Origin of the sequence: Pseudomonas sp. LS.1a (assembly GCF_022533585.1) — a bacterium.
Classification (GTDB): domain Bacteria; phylum Pseudomonadota; class Gammaproteobacteria; order Pseudomonadales; family Pseudomonadaceae; genus Aquipseudomonas.
In genome coordinates this window covers 3,833,360-3,848,779 of the sequence record NZ_CP092827.1, presented here as the reverse complement: position 1 = coordinate 3,848,779, position 15,420 = coordinate 3,833,360, and the positions used below count along the sequence as shown (strand labels likewise).

Genomic DNA, 15,420 nt, shown 5'->3' with positions numbered 1-15,420 from the left:
CACCTGAAAGGAACCATCATGAGTCAAACCACGATTACCGATGCCGAGCTGGACGCGCGTTTTGCGCCGATCTACGCGCGTATCGCCGAAGGCGCGGTGGCCCGCGAGCAGCAGCGCACCCTGGCCCATGAGCCGGTGGCCTGGCTACGCGAAGCCCGTTTCGGTGCCCTGCGCGTGCCGCGCAGCCACGGTGGCTCAGGCGCAACCTTGCCGCAGTTGCTGCGCCAACTGGTGCGTCTGGGGCAGGCCGACTCCAACCTGCCGCAGATTTTCCGCGCCCACTTCGGCTTCGTCGAAGGGCGGCTGTCGTCCGGCGACGCCGCCTCCCAGGACTACTGGTTCGCCCGCGTGGTCGCCGGTGAACTGTGGGGCGCGGCCATGGCCGAACGCACCGACAGTACCGGCAATTCCGTGCAGTTGAGCGAAGACGAGGGCGGTTACCGCCTGGACGGCGAAAAGTACTACTGCACGGGCACGTTGTACGCCGATTGGGTGGCAGCAGTGGCCAACCATGGTGACGACTTTGTCAGCCTCGTGGTACCGACCGGTGCGCCGGGCGTGGAGCGGGTCGATGACTGGGACGGCTTCGGCCAGCGCCTGACCGGCAGTGGCACCACCCGTTTCACCCGGGTCAGCGTGCAGCCGCAGCACCTGCTGCGCCGTTTTGCCAAGGGCGAGTTGCGCGCCGAATCCTACCTCACCGCGTTCTACCAGGCGGTGCACCTGGCCACCCTGGCGGGCATCGGCCGTGCAGTGCTGGCCGATGCCGTAGCGTTCGTCCAGGGCCGCACCCGTGCCTTTGGTGTGCCGGGGCAGTCGCAGCCGGCCGCAGACCCGCGGGTGCAAGCGGTTATCGGTCGCCTGTCGAGCCTGGCCTTCGCCGCTGATGCGCAAGTCACCGCCGTGGGCCAGAGCCTGCAGGCGGTGTACGAAGCCGGGCAGCAGGGTGAGGTGGCCGAGCAGCTTTACACCGACGCCGAGATCCACGCCTTTCAGGCGCAGCAGATCGTCCTGCCGCAAGTGCTGGAAGCGAGCACCTTGCTGTTCGAAGTCGGCGGCGCATCGGCCACCAGCAATGCCCGGCGCCTCGACCGCCATTGGCGCAATGCCCGGACCCTGGCTTCGCACAACCCGGCGATCTACCGCGAGCAGGCGTTGGGCAACTACTACCTCAATGGCATCAGCCCGGCCCAGGCCTGGCGCGCCCTTCACGCCAGCGCCAGCGAAGGGCAGGGCAGCGGCGACGAAGCCAGTGCAGTCTGATCAGGAGAACCGCCATGACCACGAAACAGATGAGCCTGGGCATGAACATCCTCGGCTTCGGCTCGCATTCCGGCGCCTGGCGCCAGGGTGAGGCGGCAATCGACGCCTATATCGACGTCAACTATTACCGCGATATCGCGCGTATTTCCGAGCGCGGCTGCCTGGATGCGATCTTCCTTGCCGATGGCCCGGCGTTGCCGCCGGATGTGTCCGCCCAGCCGGGCGGGCGCCTGGAGCCGACCGTGCTGCTCACCGCAGTGGCGGCCGCCACCGAGCGCATCGGCGTGATCGCGACCTGCTCCAGCACCTACAACGAACCCTTCAACCTGGCCCGGCGAATCGCCTCGCTGGACCATATCAGCGGCGGCCGAGCGGCCTGGAATGTGGTGACCAATGCCGGTGATGCGGCAGCACAGAACTTCGGCCTGGCGGGTGCGCCGCTGCATGTGGACCGTTACGGACGGGCCGAGGAATTCGTCGACGTGACCCTGAAACTTTGGGACAGCTGGGAGGAGGACGCGATCATCGGTGAGCGCAGCACCGGCCGTTTTGCTGACCCGGCCAAGGTCCACACCCTGGATTTCAAGGGCAAGCACTTTCAGGTCAAGGGGCCGCTGAACCTGCCGCGTTCGCCGCAGGGCAGGCCGGTACTGGTGCAGGCCGGCTCTTCCGAAGGCGGCAAGGCACTCGGTTCACGCTATGCCGATGCGATCTTCACCACTCAGACCACCCTGGCCGACGGGCAGGCGTTCTATCGGGAAATGAAGGCGCGGGCCAAAGCCTGGGGCCGTGACCCGCAGCACCTGAAGATCATGCCCGGCCTGTCGACCGTGATCGGCAGCACCGAGGCCGAGGCCCATGCACGCTTCGACGAACTCAATGCCTGGCATGGCGAGCACGGCCTGTTGCAGCAGGTGGCGGGGCGTATCGGCATCGATGCCAGCGAGCTGGACCCGGATGCGCCATTGCCATGGGAACGGATTGGCGCGGTGGCGGATTTCGAGCGCGGGTCGCATGGTTTTCTGGAGGCTCAGTTGAACCTGGCGCGCAGTGAGAACCTGACCATTCGCCAGCTGTCGCGGCGGATTCTGGTCGGGCACCGGTTGGCCGTCGGTACCCCGGAACAGGTTGCCGATACCTTGGCCGAGTGGTTTCTGGCAGGGGCGGGGGATGGTTTCAACATCATGCCCGACATGTTCCCGTCAGGTGCTCGGGTGTTCGTCGAAGAGGTGGTACCGCTGCTGCAGAAGCGCGGGTTGTTCCGCACCGAATACACCGGCACCACCTTGCGCGATCACCTGGGATTGCCGAAAGCAGCGAACCAGTTTGCACAAGCCCGGCGCGAGACCGCACGGGCTGTCTGAGGGCTGCCGCCCAGACATCAACGCATCATCCAAGGACTCGATACCATGCGCTACCGCCCACTCGGCCACACCAACCTGCAAGTCAGCCTGCTCAGCCTCGGCACCATGACCTGGGGGCACCAGAACAGCGAACAGGATGCTCACCAGCAACTGGACGCTGCCCTTGCTGCAGGCATCAACTTCATCGACACCGCCGAGATGTACCCCACGCCCACCCGTGCTGAAACCTGGACCACCACCGAGCGCTACATCGGCACCTGGCTCGCCGCCCGCGGCAACCGCGACAAAGTCCTGCTGGCCAGCAAGATCGCCGGCCCGGCCCGCGACCCCGGTGGCCAGGCGCACATCCGCGATGGCCTGTCGCACCACGACCGCAAGAACATCGTCGCTGCCCTGGAGGGCAGCCTGCGTCGCTTGCAGACCGACTACATGGACCTCTACCAACTGCATTGGCCCGATCGCACCAGCAACTTCTTCGGCATCCGTGAATACCCCTACGTCGACGACCATCCGCAAACGGCAGCCATCGAAGAAACCCTTGCAGTGCTGGACGAGCAGGTCAAGGCCGGCAAGGTGCGCCATATCGGTGTGTCCAACGAAACACCGTGGGGGGTGGCGCAATTCCTGCGGCACAGCGAGGACAAGGGCCTGGCGCGGATTGCCAGCATCCAGAACCCGTACAGCCTGCTCAATCGCTTGTACGAGAACGGTCTGTCGGAGTTCAGCCATCGTGAGGGGATCAGCCTGCTGGCCTATTCGCCGCTGGCGTTCGGAGCGTTGACCGGCAAGTACCTGAACGGGGCGCGGCCGGAAGGTTCGCGATTGTCGTCGGTGTATCGCACGTTCAATCGCTACGGCAGCGAAGAGGCCAACAGCGCGATTGCCGGTTATGTGCAGATTGCACGGGAGCATGGACTGACACCGGCACAACTGGCTCTGGCGTTCGTCATACACCAGCCGTTCGTGGCCAGTGCGATCACCGGGCAGACCACCTTGTTGCAGTTGCAGGAGAACCTGAGCGCACTGGATGTGCAATTGAGCGATGAAGTGCTGGCCGAGATCCAGGCCGTGCACCGCCGTATTCCCAACCCGGCCCCGTAGCCCACATGGCAAGGGCTTCGCCCTTGTTCGCGGCTGAAGCCGCTCCCACAGGGACCGCACGGATTCAGCCTTTGCGGTGATCCTGTGGGAGCGGCTTCAGCCGCGAAGAGGCCGGTACAGGCAACACAAGAAGGACAGACATGAACGCAATCGTATCCATACCAGACACAGTGACCAGCAGGTGGCAGATTCGCCCAGGCCTGACGCTGGCCTGGATCATATTGGGCCTGATACTGCTGGCAGTAACCTTCCCCGACTGGCTCTCGCCAACCGACCCGTTGGCCGCCGACGCCCGCCTGGCTTACCACCCGCCAGGCCCCGCCTTCTGGCTGGGCAGCGACGAGAACGGCCGCGACGTCCTCAGCCGGCTGATCCATGGCGCCCGCCCATCGCTCTACATCGGCCTGGCCGCCACCCTGGTCGGGCTCGGCCTGGGCACGCTGCTCGGCTTGCTCGCCGGCCTCGCTCCGGCCTGGCTGGACAACCTGCTGATGCGCGCTGTCGATGTGCTGCTGGCCTTCCCGGACCTGTTACTGGCGCTGGTGATCATCACCCTGTTCGGCCAAGGCACCAGCAACCTGATCCTCGCCGTCGGCATCGCCTCGGTGCCGCGCTATGCCCGCCTGGTGCGTGCCCAGGCCCTGACCATCCGGCGTGCCAGCTTCGTCGAGGCAGCCGTCACGCTGGGCCGCAGGCCTTTGGCAGTGGTGTTCTGGCATGTGCTGCCCAACGCCGTGCAACCCGTGCTGATCCTGGCCTGCATCGGCCTGGGTGGCGCCATCACCGCCGCCGCCGCACTGAGCTTCCTCGGCTTCGGCGCACCACCTCCCGCGCCGGAGTGGGGCGCGATGATGGCAGTGGCGCGCAATTTCATGGCCAACGCGCCCTGGCTGATGGCCTGGCCTGCGCTGGCGATCACCCTGACTGTCATTTCCATCACCGTCATCGGCCGCGACTGGCTGCGCCGTAGCGAGGGCAGAAACCCATGAGCATCTTCGAAAAGCACCCGGCACCCTTGGTGGATATCCGCGACTTGCGCGTGAGCTTCAACGGTGTGCCGGTGGTGCACGGCGTCGACTTGCAACTGCATGCCGGGCAGTGCCTGGCGCTGGTAGGCGAATCGGGCTCGGGCAAGAGCGTGACGGCGCGTACCCTGGTTGGCCTCACCGGGGTGGGTGCCCGCGTGCAGGCCCAGCGCCTGGCCTTTGCCGGGCAGGACTTGCGCCAGGTCGACGAAACGGGTTGGCAGCGCTTGCGCGGTGGGCGTATCGGCTTTGTCATGCAGGATGCACTGGGTTCGCTCGATCCGCTGCGGCGCGTCGGCGCCGAGATCGAAGAGCCGCTGCTGTTGCACACTGACCTGTCTGCTGAACCGCGGCGCTTGCGGGTGCTCGAACTGCTGTGCCAGGTCGGCGTACCTGAACCCGAAGTCCGCGCCCGACAATACCCGTGGCAACTGTCCGGCGGCCTGCGGCAGCGCGCCCTGATCGCCTCTGCCATCGCCTGTCAGCCGCGCCTGTTGATCGCTGACGAGCCCACCACGGCGCTGGACGCCACGGTGCAGGCGCAGATTCTCGACCTGCTGGAGCAACTGCGCGAGCGCGACAACAGCCTGTTGATGGTCAGCCATGACCTGGCCGTGGTCGCGCGCCTGGCCGACCGGGTGGCGGTGATGCGCCATGGGGTGGTGGTGGAGCAGGGCAGTGTCGAACAGATCCTGCAGGACCCGCAGGACCCCTACACCCAGCGCCTGCTGAGCGCGGCTCGGGCGGTGCATTTCAAACGTCCGGCGGCGCCGGCCCTGGCACTGGTGGAGGATGGCGTGGACGAACAACCCGTGGTGCTGGAGGCACGCGGCCTGAGCAAGGCCTTTGTCGGGCCGGACGGGCGGATGCGCCAGGTGCTGAACGACGTGTCCCTGCAGTTGCGCGCCGGGCAAACCCTGGGCGTGGTGGGCGAGTCCGGCTCCGGCAAGAGCACGCTGGGGCGCATCCTGCTGGGGCTGGAGCGGCCGGAGCAAGGCAGCCTGCAACTGGCCGGGCAGGACTGGCTTGCGTTGTCTGCCGCGCAGCGGCGCCAGGCACGGCAGGGGATCCAGGTGGTGTTTCAGGACCCGCTGGCTTCGTTCGACCCACGCTACACCGTGTTGCGGGTATTGGCCGAGGCGCTGGCGCATGCAGGTGTACCGCGTGCGCTGCAGCGCACCGAGGCGGCGGCGTTGCTGGAGCGGGTGCAGTTGCCGGTGGGGTTGCTCGATCGTCGCCCGCTGGAGTTGTCGGGCGGGCAGCGGCAGCGCATCGCGATTGCCCGGGCGCTGGCCATGAAGCCCAGGGTGCTGGTGCTGGATGAACCGGTATCGGCGCTGGATGTGTCGGTGCAGGCGCGTATCCTCGCATTGCTGGCCGAGCTCAAGGCGGAGTTGAACCTGGCTTGCCTGTTCATCTCCCACGACCTTGGGGTGGTGGAGCAGGTCAGTGACCACCTGCTGGTGATGCAAGGGGGAAGGGTGGTGGAGCAGGGCCCGGCAGCCCAGGTGCTCGGCCAGCCGCGTCAGGCCTATACCCGCGCTTTGCTCGATGCCGTACCTCATCTTCCGGCGGCGCGGCCAAGCTGGTTTACGCGGATTGCGGTGTAAACCCGTGCCAGCCCTGACGCGGGCAAGGCCGCTCTTGTAGAACTGCACATGACTCATTAAATGTGCAGGAACCCTGTGGGAGCGGCTTTAGCCGCGAACAAGGGCGAAGCCCTTGCCATGCACCGTGTTGGATTCTTCGCGGCTAAAGCCGCTCCCACAGGATCACTACAGGCTTCAAGGCTGTGGGAGCGGGCTTGCCCGCGAAGTGGCAGGAACAGCCAATCGGGAAATCTCAGGAGAGGCATCGACGATCACAAACAAAACACAGTTCACTGTCGCCCCACCAACACCCCCGGACACTTTGCCCCCGCAACAGCACCTCACCCTCGGCAAACCCCAGCAAAATCAATCCCTTGAACCCGGCACAACTCCTGCAACAGGCCTATCGAAGCCCAGTCCCCGCAGGAGCGCCCTTGAACACACCCATCCTCCCCCTGATCCCGCTCTGCACCGCACTGGCCTTGCTCGGCTGCGAAAAAACCGAACAGCACGCCGCCGCGCAAAGCACCACGCCACAGCAGGGCGGCACCCTGGTCTACGCCACCGACCGCGAGCCCACCTGCCTCGACCCGCATGTGGCTGGCGACATGCCGCAGGTATTCGTTGCCCAGCAGTACCTCGATTCGCTGGTGTCGATGGACAGCAACGGCCAGATCGGTCCCTGGCTGGCGACAAGCTGGGAGGTTTCGCCAGATGGCCTGCGCTACACCTTCCACCTGCGCCGCGACGTGCAATTCACCGACGGCACACCGTTCAATGCCGAAGCGGTCAAGGCCAACCTCGACCACATGGCCAACCCCAAGACCCAGTCCAGTACCGCTGGTGGCTATATCCGCCAATACCGCGGCACCAAGGTGCTCGACACCTACACTGCCGAAGTCACCCTGGCGACGCCCTATGCGGCCTTCCTCGAAGTGTTGGCCCAGGGCTTTCTCGGCATCCAGTCGCCCACCGCACTGCAACGCAGCCGTGACCAGAACTGCGAAAGCCCGGTCGGCAGCGGGCCGTTCAAGGTGGTGCGCTGGGACCGGCAGAACCAGGTGGAACTGGTGCGCAACCCGGCCTACAACTGGGCGCCACCGACCGCTCGGCACCAGGGCCCTGCGTACCTTGATCGCATCGTCTGGAAGTTCATCCAGGAGCCGTCGGTGCGCTTCGCCTCGCTGCAGGCCGGTGAGGTCGATGTGATCGAAGCGTTGCCACCAGAATCGCACGAAGCAGCACGGCGCAACCCGGACGTGGAACTGATCATTGCCCAGCGCCCGGGGAACCCCACCAACGGCACCTTCAACCTGCGCCGCGCACCGTTCGACGACATCCGTGTGCGCGAGGCCTTCGTTCGCAGCGCCGATGTCGAGGGGGCGCTGAAAAGTGTGTACTTCGGCGAGTTCCCCCGCGCCGGTGGCCCGTTGAGCTTGGCCACGCCGTTCTACAGCGGTGACTTCGAGCGCGGCCAGGACTATGACCCGGCCCGCGCTGCCAGGCTGCTCGACGAGGCTGGCTGGACCGGCCGCGACAGCGAAGGCTACCGCACCAGGAACGGCCAGCGGCTGCGCGCCGTCGTGCTGATCGGTGCGCGCACGCCGCCGTCGGAGCTGACCCTGTGGGAACAGGTGCAGGCAACTACCCGCCAGGCAGGCCTTGAGCTGGTGCTGGACCAGATGAGCGATGCCCAGGTCACCGCGCGCCAGGCCGCCTGGGACTATGACATCCGCATCGGCTACTGGAATACCAACACCCCCGATGTGCTACGCATCATCTTCACCACCGCCTTCGTGCAGCCGGCCGGGGTTGGCGGTTACCACCAGAACTCCTCCGGCTACGCCGACCCCGGTTTTGACGCGCTGCTCGACAGTGCGCTGGCCACCCAGGATGCGGACCTGCGCCGCCAGCGCTACTTCCAGGCGCAGCAACAGGCTGCCGCGCAGTACCTGCAACTCACCACCTACCCGCAAAGCACGCGCCTGGGCATCTACAAGACCGCCCATGGCGTGCGCCTGGAGCCTTCGCTGGCGGTGACCTACCTCTATGACGCATGGGTGAACAAATGACTACGACGACACTCGCGGTGATCGACCCACGCCGCGAACGCCTGGCCGCCCTGGGCCGGCGCGCCACCCTCCGCCTGGCCGGCGGCGTGCTGGTGCTGTGGGCGGTGGCGACCCTGACGTTCTTCGCACTCCGGCTGATGCCGGGTGACCCGGTGCTGGCGATCCTCGGTGGCCCCAGCGGCAACCCCACGCCCGAAGCGATTGAAGCCGCGCGCGTGGAGTATGGCCTCGACAAGCCGTTGGCTGTGCAGTACGTGTTCTACCTGGGGCGCCTGCTGCAAGGTGATCTGGGGGTGTCCTACTCGCAGCACCTGCCGGTTACCCGGGTGCTGGCCGAGCAGGGCGGGGCGACCTTGGAACTGACCATCGCCGCCCTGCTGCTGGCCTGGGTGCTGGTGCTGCTGCTGACAGTGGTCACCGCCGGGCGCGGCAGGCTGGTCGGCGGCATCGCCTCGCTGGCAGAAACCCTCAGCGCGGCACTGCCGCACTTCTGGCTCGGCGTGGTGCTGCTGGCGGTATTCGCCTTCGGCCTGCGCTGGTTCCCGCCGGCCGGTAGTGACAGTTTCGCCAGCCTGATACTCCCGGCGTTATCCCTGGCGATTCCGCTGGCCGGCTTCATCGCCCAGGTCACCCGCGAGTCGCTGGAACTCACCCTCGATCAACCCTTCATCCTGACCGCCCGTACACGCGGCCTCAGTGACCTGGCCGTGCGCTTTCGGCACGCCTTGCGCCATGCCTTGCTGCCAGGTGTGTCGCTGTCGGGCTGGGCCATCGGCGCACTGATCAGTGGTGCGGTGGTGTGCGAGGTGATCTTTTCCCGCAAGGGGGTGGGCCGCCAGCTGTACCAGGCAGTGCAGGCCCAGGACCTGCCCTTGGTGATCGGTATAAGCCTGGTCGTTGCGGCTGGCTATGTGCTGGCGAACATTCTGGTCGACCTGCTGTACCAGTGGATCGACCCTCGGCAGCAGGAGGCTGCAGCATGACAGACCTGACCCATGATCAAGCCCTTGCGCCGTTGCGCCGGCAGCGTCATCTGAAACTGCCGCCGCTGGGCGCAAGCCTGGCGATCCTGTTCCTGTTCGCATTGCTTCTGGCCGCGTTGGCGCCGGGGCTGTTCACTCGCATCGACCCATTGGCCATCGTACCGCGGCAAGCGTTTCAGCCGCCCGGTTGGGCGCACTGGCTGGGCACCGACCAGTCAGGGCGCGACATCTTTGCGCGGATCATCCACGGCGCACGGCAGAGCCTGCTGATCGGCCTCGCGGCGACGGCCATTTCCATGGTCATCGCCATCGCCCTCGGCCTGCTTGGTGGCCTTGGCGGCGCACGCGTGGACCGTGCGGTCGGCTGGTTGCTGGAAGTGCTGTTCGCCTTCCCCAGCCTGGTGCTGGCGCTGCTGTTCGTGGCGGTGTTCGGCAGCGGCGTCGGCCCGCTGATAGTCGCCACCGGGCTGGGCGGTGCGCCGGGGTACGCGCGCATGGTCCGTGGCCAGGTGCTGGCGGTACGCAACGCCGGCTACATCGAAGCGGCGCGGGCGCTGGGGCACCCGACTGCGCGCATCGTGCTGCGCCAATTGTTGCCCAATGCCATGCGGCCATTGGTGGTGACGCTGACCATGGGCGTTGGCCAGGCCATCGTCTGGGCCTCGGCGCTGAGCTTCCTCGGCCTGGGCGCGCGGCCACCGGCGCCGGAGTGGGGGACGATGTTGTCCATGGGGCGTGACTTCATCGCCAATGCCTGGTGGCTCACCTTCTTCCCTGGCCTGTTCATCGTCCTCACCACCCTGGCGACCACCGTGACCGGCCGTTACATCCAACAACGTCTGGAGGGGCGCCTGCCATGAGCGACAAGACCTTGACCGTCGAAGGACTGAACGTGGCCTTTGATGACGGCAGCGTGGTCCGTGATTTGTCTTTCACCTTGCCGCCGGGCCGATGCGTGGCCTTGGTTGGTGAGTCCGGCTCGGGCAAGAGCGTCAGTGCCCGCTGCCTGGTCGGCCTGGCCGGGGCGCGAGCGAAAGTGAGCGCCCGTCGCCTGAGTTTCGCCGGCCATGACCTGCTCGACCTCAGCGAGCGGCAGTGGCGGGCGGTGCGTGGCAAGGACATCGGCTTCGTGCTGCAGGATGCGCTGGTGTCGCTGGACCCGTTGCGGCCTGTGGGCAAGGAAATTCTCGAAGTGCTGCAGACCCACGGATACGGTGACCGCCACACCCGTACTGCACGTGTGCATGAGTTGCTCGAGCGAGTAGGCGTGCCGGATGTCGAGCTGCGTGCTCGCCAGCGTCCGGGGCAGTTGTCTGGCGGCCTGCGCCAGCGTGCACTGATCGCCAGTGCCCTGGCCCTGGACCCCGCACTGGTGATCGCCGATGAGCCGACCACGGCACTGGATGCCACCGTGCAGGCGCAGATTCTCGAAGTGTTCCAGCAGATCAAGGCCCGTGGTGCCTCGCTGCTGATCATCAGCCACGACCTGGCAGTGGTCGCGCAATTGGCCGACGAGGTGGTGGTGCTGCGCCATGGCGAAGTGGTGGAGCAGGGGCCGATGCAGCAGGTGCTGCGCCAGCCGCGCCACCCCTACACCCGGGCCTTGCTGGCGGCAGTGCCGGCCGAGCACCCGCGCGGTAGCCGGCTGTCACCCGAGCGGGTTGGCGTGCGCATCGAACCGCGGGCACGCTCGCACGGTGACGTGCTGTTCGAAGGCCGTGGTCTGGGCAAGCGCTACCTCGGCCCCGACGGGCTGGTGCGGCAGGTGGTACAGGGTGTCGATTTCACCCTGCGTGCCGGGCGCACCCTGGGCATTGTCGGTGAGTCCGGCTCGGGCAAGACCACCGTGGCACGCATCGCCCTCGGCCTGCTGCAGCCCGACGAGGGTGAGGTGCTTTATCGCGGGCAACCCTGGAACCGCCCGGCCAACGCTGTGAGCGAGGCCGTGCGCCGGCCGTTGCGTGGCGAGATCAGCGTGATCTACCAGGACCCGCTGGGCTCGTTCGACCCGCGCTGGAGCGTGGCGCAGATTCTTGATGACGCGTTGCAGGTAGCCGGTATCGAGGCACCCGCCAGACCCGCACGCATCGCTGTGCTGCTCGACCAGGTGCGCCTGCCGGCAGCGCTTGCCCAGCGCCGACCGTTGCAACTGTCGGGTGGCCAGCGCCAGCGGGTGGCAATTGCCCGGGCCATCGCCAGCGAGCCCAAGGTGATCATCTGCGACGAGCCGGTCTCGGCCCTGGACGTGTCGGTGCAAGCCCAGGTGCTCGACCTGCTGGCCGACCTGCAGGACGAACTGGGCCTGGCCTACCTGTTCATCTCCCATGACCTGGGGGTGATCCGCCATGTCAGCGACGACGTGCTGGTGATGCGCCATGGTCAGGTGGTGGAACAGGCACCGGTCGAACAGTTGTTCGATAACCCGGCCCACGCATACACCCGGCGATTGCTCGGCGCGGTGCCGCGCCTGCCCGGTAGCGGCGCCGAACTGGTGGTGCCGCCGCTGGACCTGGTGCACGAGGCGTTCGACCTGTTCGACGAAACCCGCCTGTGGAAGATCGCGATTTGAAGGTGAACTGAGACGTCAAGCCCTGCGCGGCTCCCCCAGGGATCGCGCCAGCCTCAAGACATTGGCAAAGCAGCTGCTCCCACAAGGCTCGGGTCGCTTAAACGAAAGATGCACTTAAAGGACTGAACCATGACCACATTTCAACGTTTCCCAACCCTGGCTCCGGCCACCAGCGTCGCGGAGCTGAAGGCCCGCATCGTGGCCTTGTTGCCCGCAATCGGCGAAGGTGCCGCGCAGCGCGAGCGCGAACGCCAGCTGCCCCATGAGGCCATTGCCCAGCTTGCGGCAGCCGGGCTTTACACCGTGCGTATCCCTGAGCAGTACGGCGGCCCCGGCGGCACTGTCAGCGATGTGATCGAACTGCTGCTGCAAGTCGCCTCGGTCGATTCCAACGTGGCCCAGGCCCTGCGCCCAGGTTTTGCCTTCGTCGAAGGCCTGCTGGCCGCGCAGGCCGAAGGCGCCGAGCAGGAGCGCGAGCGCTGGTTCGCACGCTATCTCCAGGGTGCGGTGATTGGCAATGCCGGCTGGGAACTGGGCGGTGCCAACGGCGCCATCGCCGCGCGCCTGGTGCGCGAGGGCGAGCACTTTCGCGCCAATGGCAGCAAGTTCTACAGCACGGGGGCGCTGTTCGCCGATTACGTCAGCGCCGTTGCCCTGGACGAGGACGAGCAGCCGGTGTCGTTCATCCTGCCGCGCGACCGCGAGGGCCTGGAGCTGGTCGACGACTTTGATGCCATGGGCCAGCGCCTGACCGCCAGCGGCACCACCCATTTGCGCAATGTGCGCGTCGAGGCCAGCGATATCCGCACGCGCACCGTGGAGGAGGGCAAGCGCACCATCGTCACGCCGTTCCTGCAGCTGTTCCTTGCCACCGTGCTGGGCGGTATTGCCCGCAATGCGCTGGACGACGCCACCCGCTTCACCCGTGAGCATGCCCGCCCGATCAAGCACAGCACGGCCAGCCGCTCGGTGGATGACCCCTATGTTGAGCTGTCGGTAGGCGATATCGCTGCCCGTGCCTATGGCGCCGAGGCCATGGTGCTGAAGGCCGCTGCAACCATCGACAAGGCCTGGGCCGCGCAACTGGATGAAGCCGCCGTGGAGCAGGCCGCGATCGAGGTGGCGCAGACCCAGTACCTGGTCGCCGAGCTGGCGCTCAAGGCTGCGCAAACGCTGTTCGACGTTGGCGGTGCCTCCACCACCGGCCGCCAGCATAACCTCGACCGCCACTGGCGCAACGCCCGCACCGTGGCCAATCATAACCCCCGCCAGTGGAAGGCGGCGGTGGTCGGTGCCTGGCAGCTCAAGGGCACTCGCCCACCTGTCTCGGGGCTGTTTTGACTGCCCAGCCGGCCTTGCTGGCCGGCCATGTGCAAAGCCCCAAGGTGCCGGTGATCATCGGTGCCGCATTGTTCATGGAGCTGCTCGACAGCACTGCGGTGATGACCGCCCTGCCGCGGATGGCCGCCGATTTCGGCGAGCCAGGGTTGCGCATGAATCTGGTGGTGTCGCTGTACATGCTTGCCCTGGCCCTGTGCGTGCCGGTCAGCGGTTGGGCCGCCGAGCGCTTTCGCCCACGCCAGGTCATGTTGTCGGCGATGGGCTTGTTCACTTGCGCCTCGCTGGCCTGCGCCCTGGCCGATACGCTCTGGCAGCTGTGCCTGGGGCGCATGCTGCAGGGGGCAGCCGGGGCTCTGATGACACCGGTGGGGCAGGTGATCATCCTGCGCTGGTCGAGCCGTGAGCAGCTGCTGCAGGCCATGTCGTGGTTGGCCCTGCCGGCACTGGTGGGGCCGCTGGTCGGTCCGTTGCTCGGCGGTTTGCTGGTGACGGTGCTGTCCTGGCACTGGATCTTCCTGATCAACCTGCCTATCTGCCTGCTCGGTTGCTGGCTGATCCTGCGCCATGTACCGGACTATCCGGCACGGCCGGTGCCACCGTTGGACGTGCGTGGCTTGCTGCTCAGCGGCGGGGCCCTGGCCATGTTGGTGTTCGGCCTGGAATCGCTGGGGCTGGGGCAGTTGCCGCAGGCCTGGGCGATGGTGCTGGTGGCCGGTGGGGGAGCCTGTGCGTTGGGGTATCTGCTGCACGCGCGGCGACATCCCAATCCATTGGTGGACCTGTCGCTGTTGCGCCTGCGCAGCTTTGGCGTGGCCCAGGCGGGTGGCGGGCTGTTCCGCCTGGGTTCGGCAGCCCAGCCGTTCCTGATCGTGCTACTGCTGCAGAACTGCCTGGGCTTGAGCCCGTTGGCGGCGGGATGGCTGGTGGTCAGCGGCGGCGTCGGCGCGCTGCTGATGAAGGTACTGGCAGTGCCATTGGTGCGGCGCTACGGCTATCGACGGGTGCTCAGTTGCAATGCCGTGCTCAGTGGTGTGGGGATTGCCCTGTGCGCCAGTTTCGATCGTGATACTGCTGTGTGGCTGATGGCTACGGTGCTGTTCGCCGCAGGCCTGGTGCGTTCACTGCAGTTCTCGACGTTGGGGGCTGCCAGTTATCAGGACGTGCCCGGTGAGCGATCGGCGGCGGCCAGTTCGTTGTCGGCGATGTCCGTGCAGCTGACCATGGCCATGTCGGTGAGCCTGGCAGGGGGGCTGTTAGGGATGCTGGCCGGGTTGGACGGGCGTAGCGAAACTTCGGTGGCAGATATCTCCACGGTGATGGTGCTGTGCGCTGCCATGTGTGGAATTTCCGGTCTGGTGTTCCGGCGTTTGTCGGACTAGTCAGCACGCGAACACCACGTTCGTGCGCGATGCCGCGTTGCGGATATGCTCTTGCATCGCACGCTGCGCCCCGGCCTGGTTGCCACGGGCAAGCTGGCGCAGGATCTTGCGGTGTTCCTGCCAGGTCTCCATGGCGCGTTCCGGGCGAATGAACGGCAGCTTCTGGCTCTCCAGGAAAATGTCCTGGTTGGTGGTGATCACCTGCAGCATGGCGTGGTTGCCACTGGCTTCCAGCAGGCGACGGTGAAAGGCGAAGTCCAGGCGCGCGGCGGCCTCGAAATGGCCAGCACGCAGCTCCTGGCGCATCGACTCGACATTGGCTTCGAGCGCATCGATGTCCGCTGCCGTCAGGTACAGCGCCGCCAAGCCGGCGGCAAACCCTTCGAGTGCATAGCGCAACTGGAACGTATCGACGGCGGATACCTGTTCGGCATAGGGCCAGGAGAAACCGGTAGCGGGTGGCGGCGCCTGGACGAATACTCCCTTGCCCGGCTGTACGCTCACCAGCCCCAAGGCGCTCAAGGAGGACAGCGCCTCGCGCAGGGAGGCGCGGCTTACACCCAACTGCTCTGCCAGGTCACGTTGGGAGGGCAGGGCATCACCAGGCTGGTAGTCGCCGTCCTGGATCAGCCTGCGGATAGCCTGCAAAGCGATTTCCGGAACTGCACGGGGGAGTGTGTCGAGCATCTGTTCAGACCAGCTGGCAAGGGGTCTGCGCTTTTTAAAGGCTTTAG

General features: G+C 66.5%; 12 protein-coding genes. 11 read left to right on the top strand and 1 reads right to left on the bottom strand.

The annotated features are described in order from the left end of the window. The first annotated feature begins 18 nt into the window (after positions 1-18). From MKK04_RS17885 to MKK04_RS17835, 11 genes are all read left to right on the top strand, one after another. Positions 19-1,263, top strand: a complete 1,245-nt coding sequence (locus MKK04_RS17885) for an acyl-CoA dehydrogenase family protein (protein ID WP_207831057.1) — start codon at positions 19-21, stop codon at positions 1,261-1,263. Positions 1,264-1,277: 14 nt separating this feature from the next. Next, the gene (locus MKK04_RS17880; RefSeq protein WP_241105852.1) at positions 1,278-2,627 is read left to right on the top strand and encodes an LLM class flavin-dependent oxidoreductase; all 1,350 of its coding nucleotides are present in this window, start codon (positions 1,278-1,280) and stop codon (positions 2,625-2,627) included. Between the two features lie 45 nt (positions 2,628-2,672). Next, positions 2,673-3,728: an NADP(H)-dependent aldo-keto reductase gene (locus MKK04_RS17875; protein WP_241105851.1), complete on the top strand. Its 1,056-nt coding sequence runs from the start codon at positions 2,673-2,675 to the stop codon at positions 3,726-3,728. 140 nt (positions 3,729-3,868) lie between these two features. Further along, a complete protein-coding gene (locus tag MKK04_RS17870; RefSeq protein WP_233686917.1) occupies positions 3,869-4,717 on the top strand; it encodes an ABC transporter permease in 849 nt (282 codons plus the stop codon). Next, the gene (locus MKK04_RS17865) at positions 4,714-6,363 is read left to right on the top strand and encodes a dipeptide ABC transporter ATP-binding protein (protein WP_241105850.1); all 1,650 of its coding nucleotides are present in this window, start codon (positions 4,714-4,716) and stop codon (positions 6,361-6,363) included. The genes MKK04_RS17870 and MKK04_RS17865 overlap by 4 nt, the downstream gene beginning before the upstream one ends. Positions 6,364-6,818: 455 nt before the next feature. Continuing rightward, positions 6,819-8,414, top strand: a complete 1,596-nt coding sequence (locus tag MKK04_RS17860) for an ABC transporter substrate-binding protein (protein WP_442793792.1) — start codon at positions 6,819-6,821, stop codon at positions 8,412-8,414. Next, on the top strand, positions 8,411-9,397 hold the full coding sequence (locus tag MKK04_RS17855; protein ID WP_207831071.1) for an ABC transporter permease: 987 nt from the start codon (positions 8,411-8,413) through the stop codon (positions 9,395-9,397). The genes MKK04_RS17860 and MKK04_RS17855 overlap by 4 nt, the downstream gene beginning before the upstream one ends. Then, entirely contained in the window at positions 9,394-10,257 is an 864-nt protein-coding gene (locus tag MKK04_RS17850; protein ID WP_207831072.1) for an ABC transporter permease, read from the top strand. The genes MKK04_RS17855 and MKK04_RS17850 overlap by 4 nt, the downstream gene beginning before the upstream one ends. After that, positions 10,254-11,966: a dipeptide ABC transporter ATP-binding protein gene (locus MKK04_RS17845; protein ID WP_207831074.1), complete on the top strand. Its 1,713-nt coding sequence runs from the start codon at positions 10,254-10,256 to the stop codon at positions 11,964-11,966. Before MKK04_RS17850 ends, MKK04_RS17845 begins: the two co-directional genes overlap by 4 nt. 129 nt (positions 11,967-12,095) lie before the next feature. Continuing rightward, positions 12,096-13,307, top strand: coding sequence for an acyl-CoA dehydrogenase family protein (locus tag MKK04_RS17840; protein ID WP_233686913.1), 1,212 nt, complete (start codon positions 12,096-12,098; stop codon positions 13,305-13,307). Further along, positions 13,304-14,686, top strand: coding sequence for an MFS transporter (locus tag MKK04_RS17835; protein WP_241105849.1), 1,383 nt, complete (start codon positions 13,304-13,306; stop codon positions 14,684-14,686). The genes MKK04_RS17840 and MKK04_RS17835 overlap by 4 nt, the downstream gene beginning before the upstream one ends. Here the strand turns inward: MKK04_RS17835 and MKK04_RS17830 are convergent, their stop codons facing one another. Beyond that, on the bottom strand, positions 14,687-15,373 hold the full coding sequence (locus tag MKK04_RS17830) for a FadR/GntR family transcriptional regulator (protein ID WP_063912641.1): 687 nt from the start codon (positions 15,371-15,373) through the stop codon (positions 14,687-14,689). Positions 15,374-15,420: the final 47 nt, after the last annotated feature.

What these genes read in the sequence shown, in the direction of transcription:
- MKK04_RS17885 (WP_207831057.1), top strand. Translation starts at nt 19, where the DNA reads ATGAGTCAAACCACGATTACCGATGCCGAGCTGGACGCGCGTTTTGCG.
- MKK04_RS17830 (WP_063912641.1), bottom strand. Translation starts at nt 15,373, where the DNA reads ATGCTCGACACACTCCCCCGTGCAGTTCCGGAAATCGCTTTGCAGGCT.
- MKK04_RS17870 (WP_233686917.1), top strand. Translation starts at nt 3,869, where the DNA reads ATGAACGCAATCGTATCCATACCAGACACAGTGACCAGCAGGTGGCAG.
- MKK04_RS17855 (WP_207831071.1), top strand. Translation starts at nt 8,411, where the DNA reads ATGACTACGACGACACTCGCGGTGATCGACCCACGCCGCGAACGCCTG.
- MKK04_RS17865 (WP_241105850.1), top strand. Translation starts at nt 4,714, where the DNA reads ATGAGCATCTTCGAAAAGCACCCGGCACCCTTGGTGGATATCCGCGAC.
- MKK04_RS17880 (WP_241105852.1), top strand. Translation starts at nt 1,278, where the DNA reads ATGACCACGAAACAGATGAGCCTGGGCATGAACATCCTCGGCTTCGGC.
- MKK04_RS17850 (WP_207831072.1), top strand. Translation starts at nt 9,394, where the DNA reads ATGACAGACCTGACCCATGATCAAGCCCTTGCGCCGTTGCGCCGGCAG.
- MKK04_RS17845 (WP_207831074.1), top strand. Translation starts at nt 10,254, where the DNA reads ATGAGCGACAAGACCTTGACCGTCGAAGGACTGAACGTGGCCTTTGAT.
- MKK04_RS17875 (WP_241105851.1), top strand. Translation starts at nt 2,673, where the DNA reads ATGCGCTACCGCCCACTCGGCCACACCAACCTGCAAGTCAGCCTGCTC.
- MKK04_RS17840 (WP_233686913.1), top strand. Translation starts at nt 12,096, where the DNA reads ATGACCACATTTCAACGTTTCCCAACCCTGGCTCCGGCCACCAGCGTC.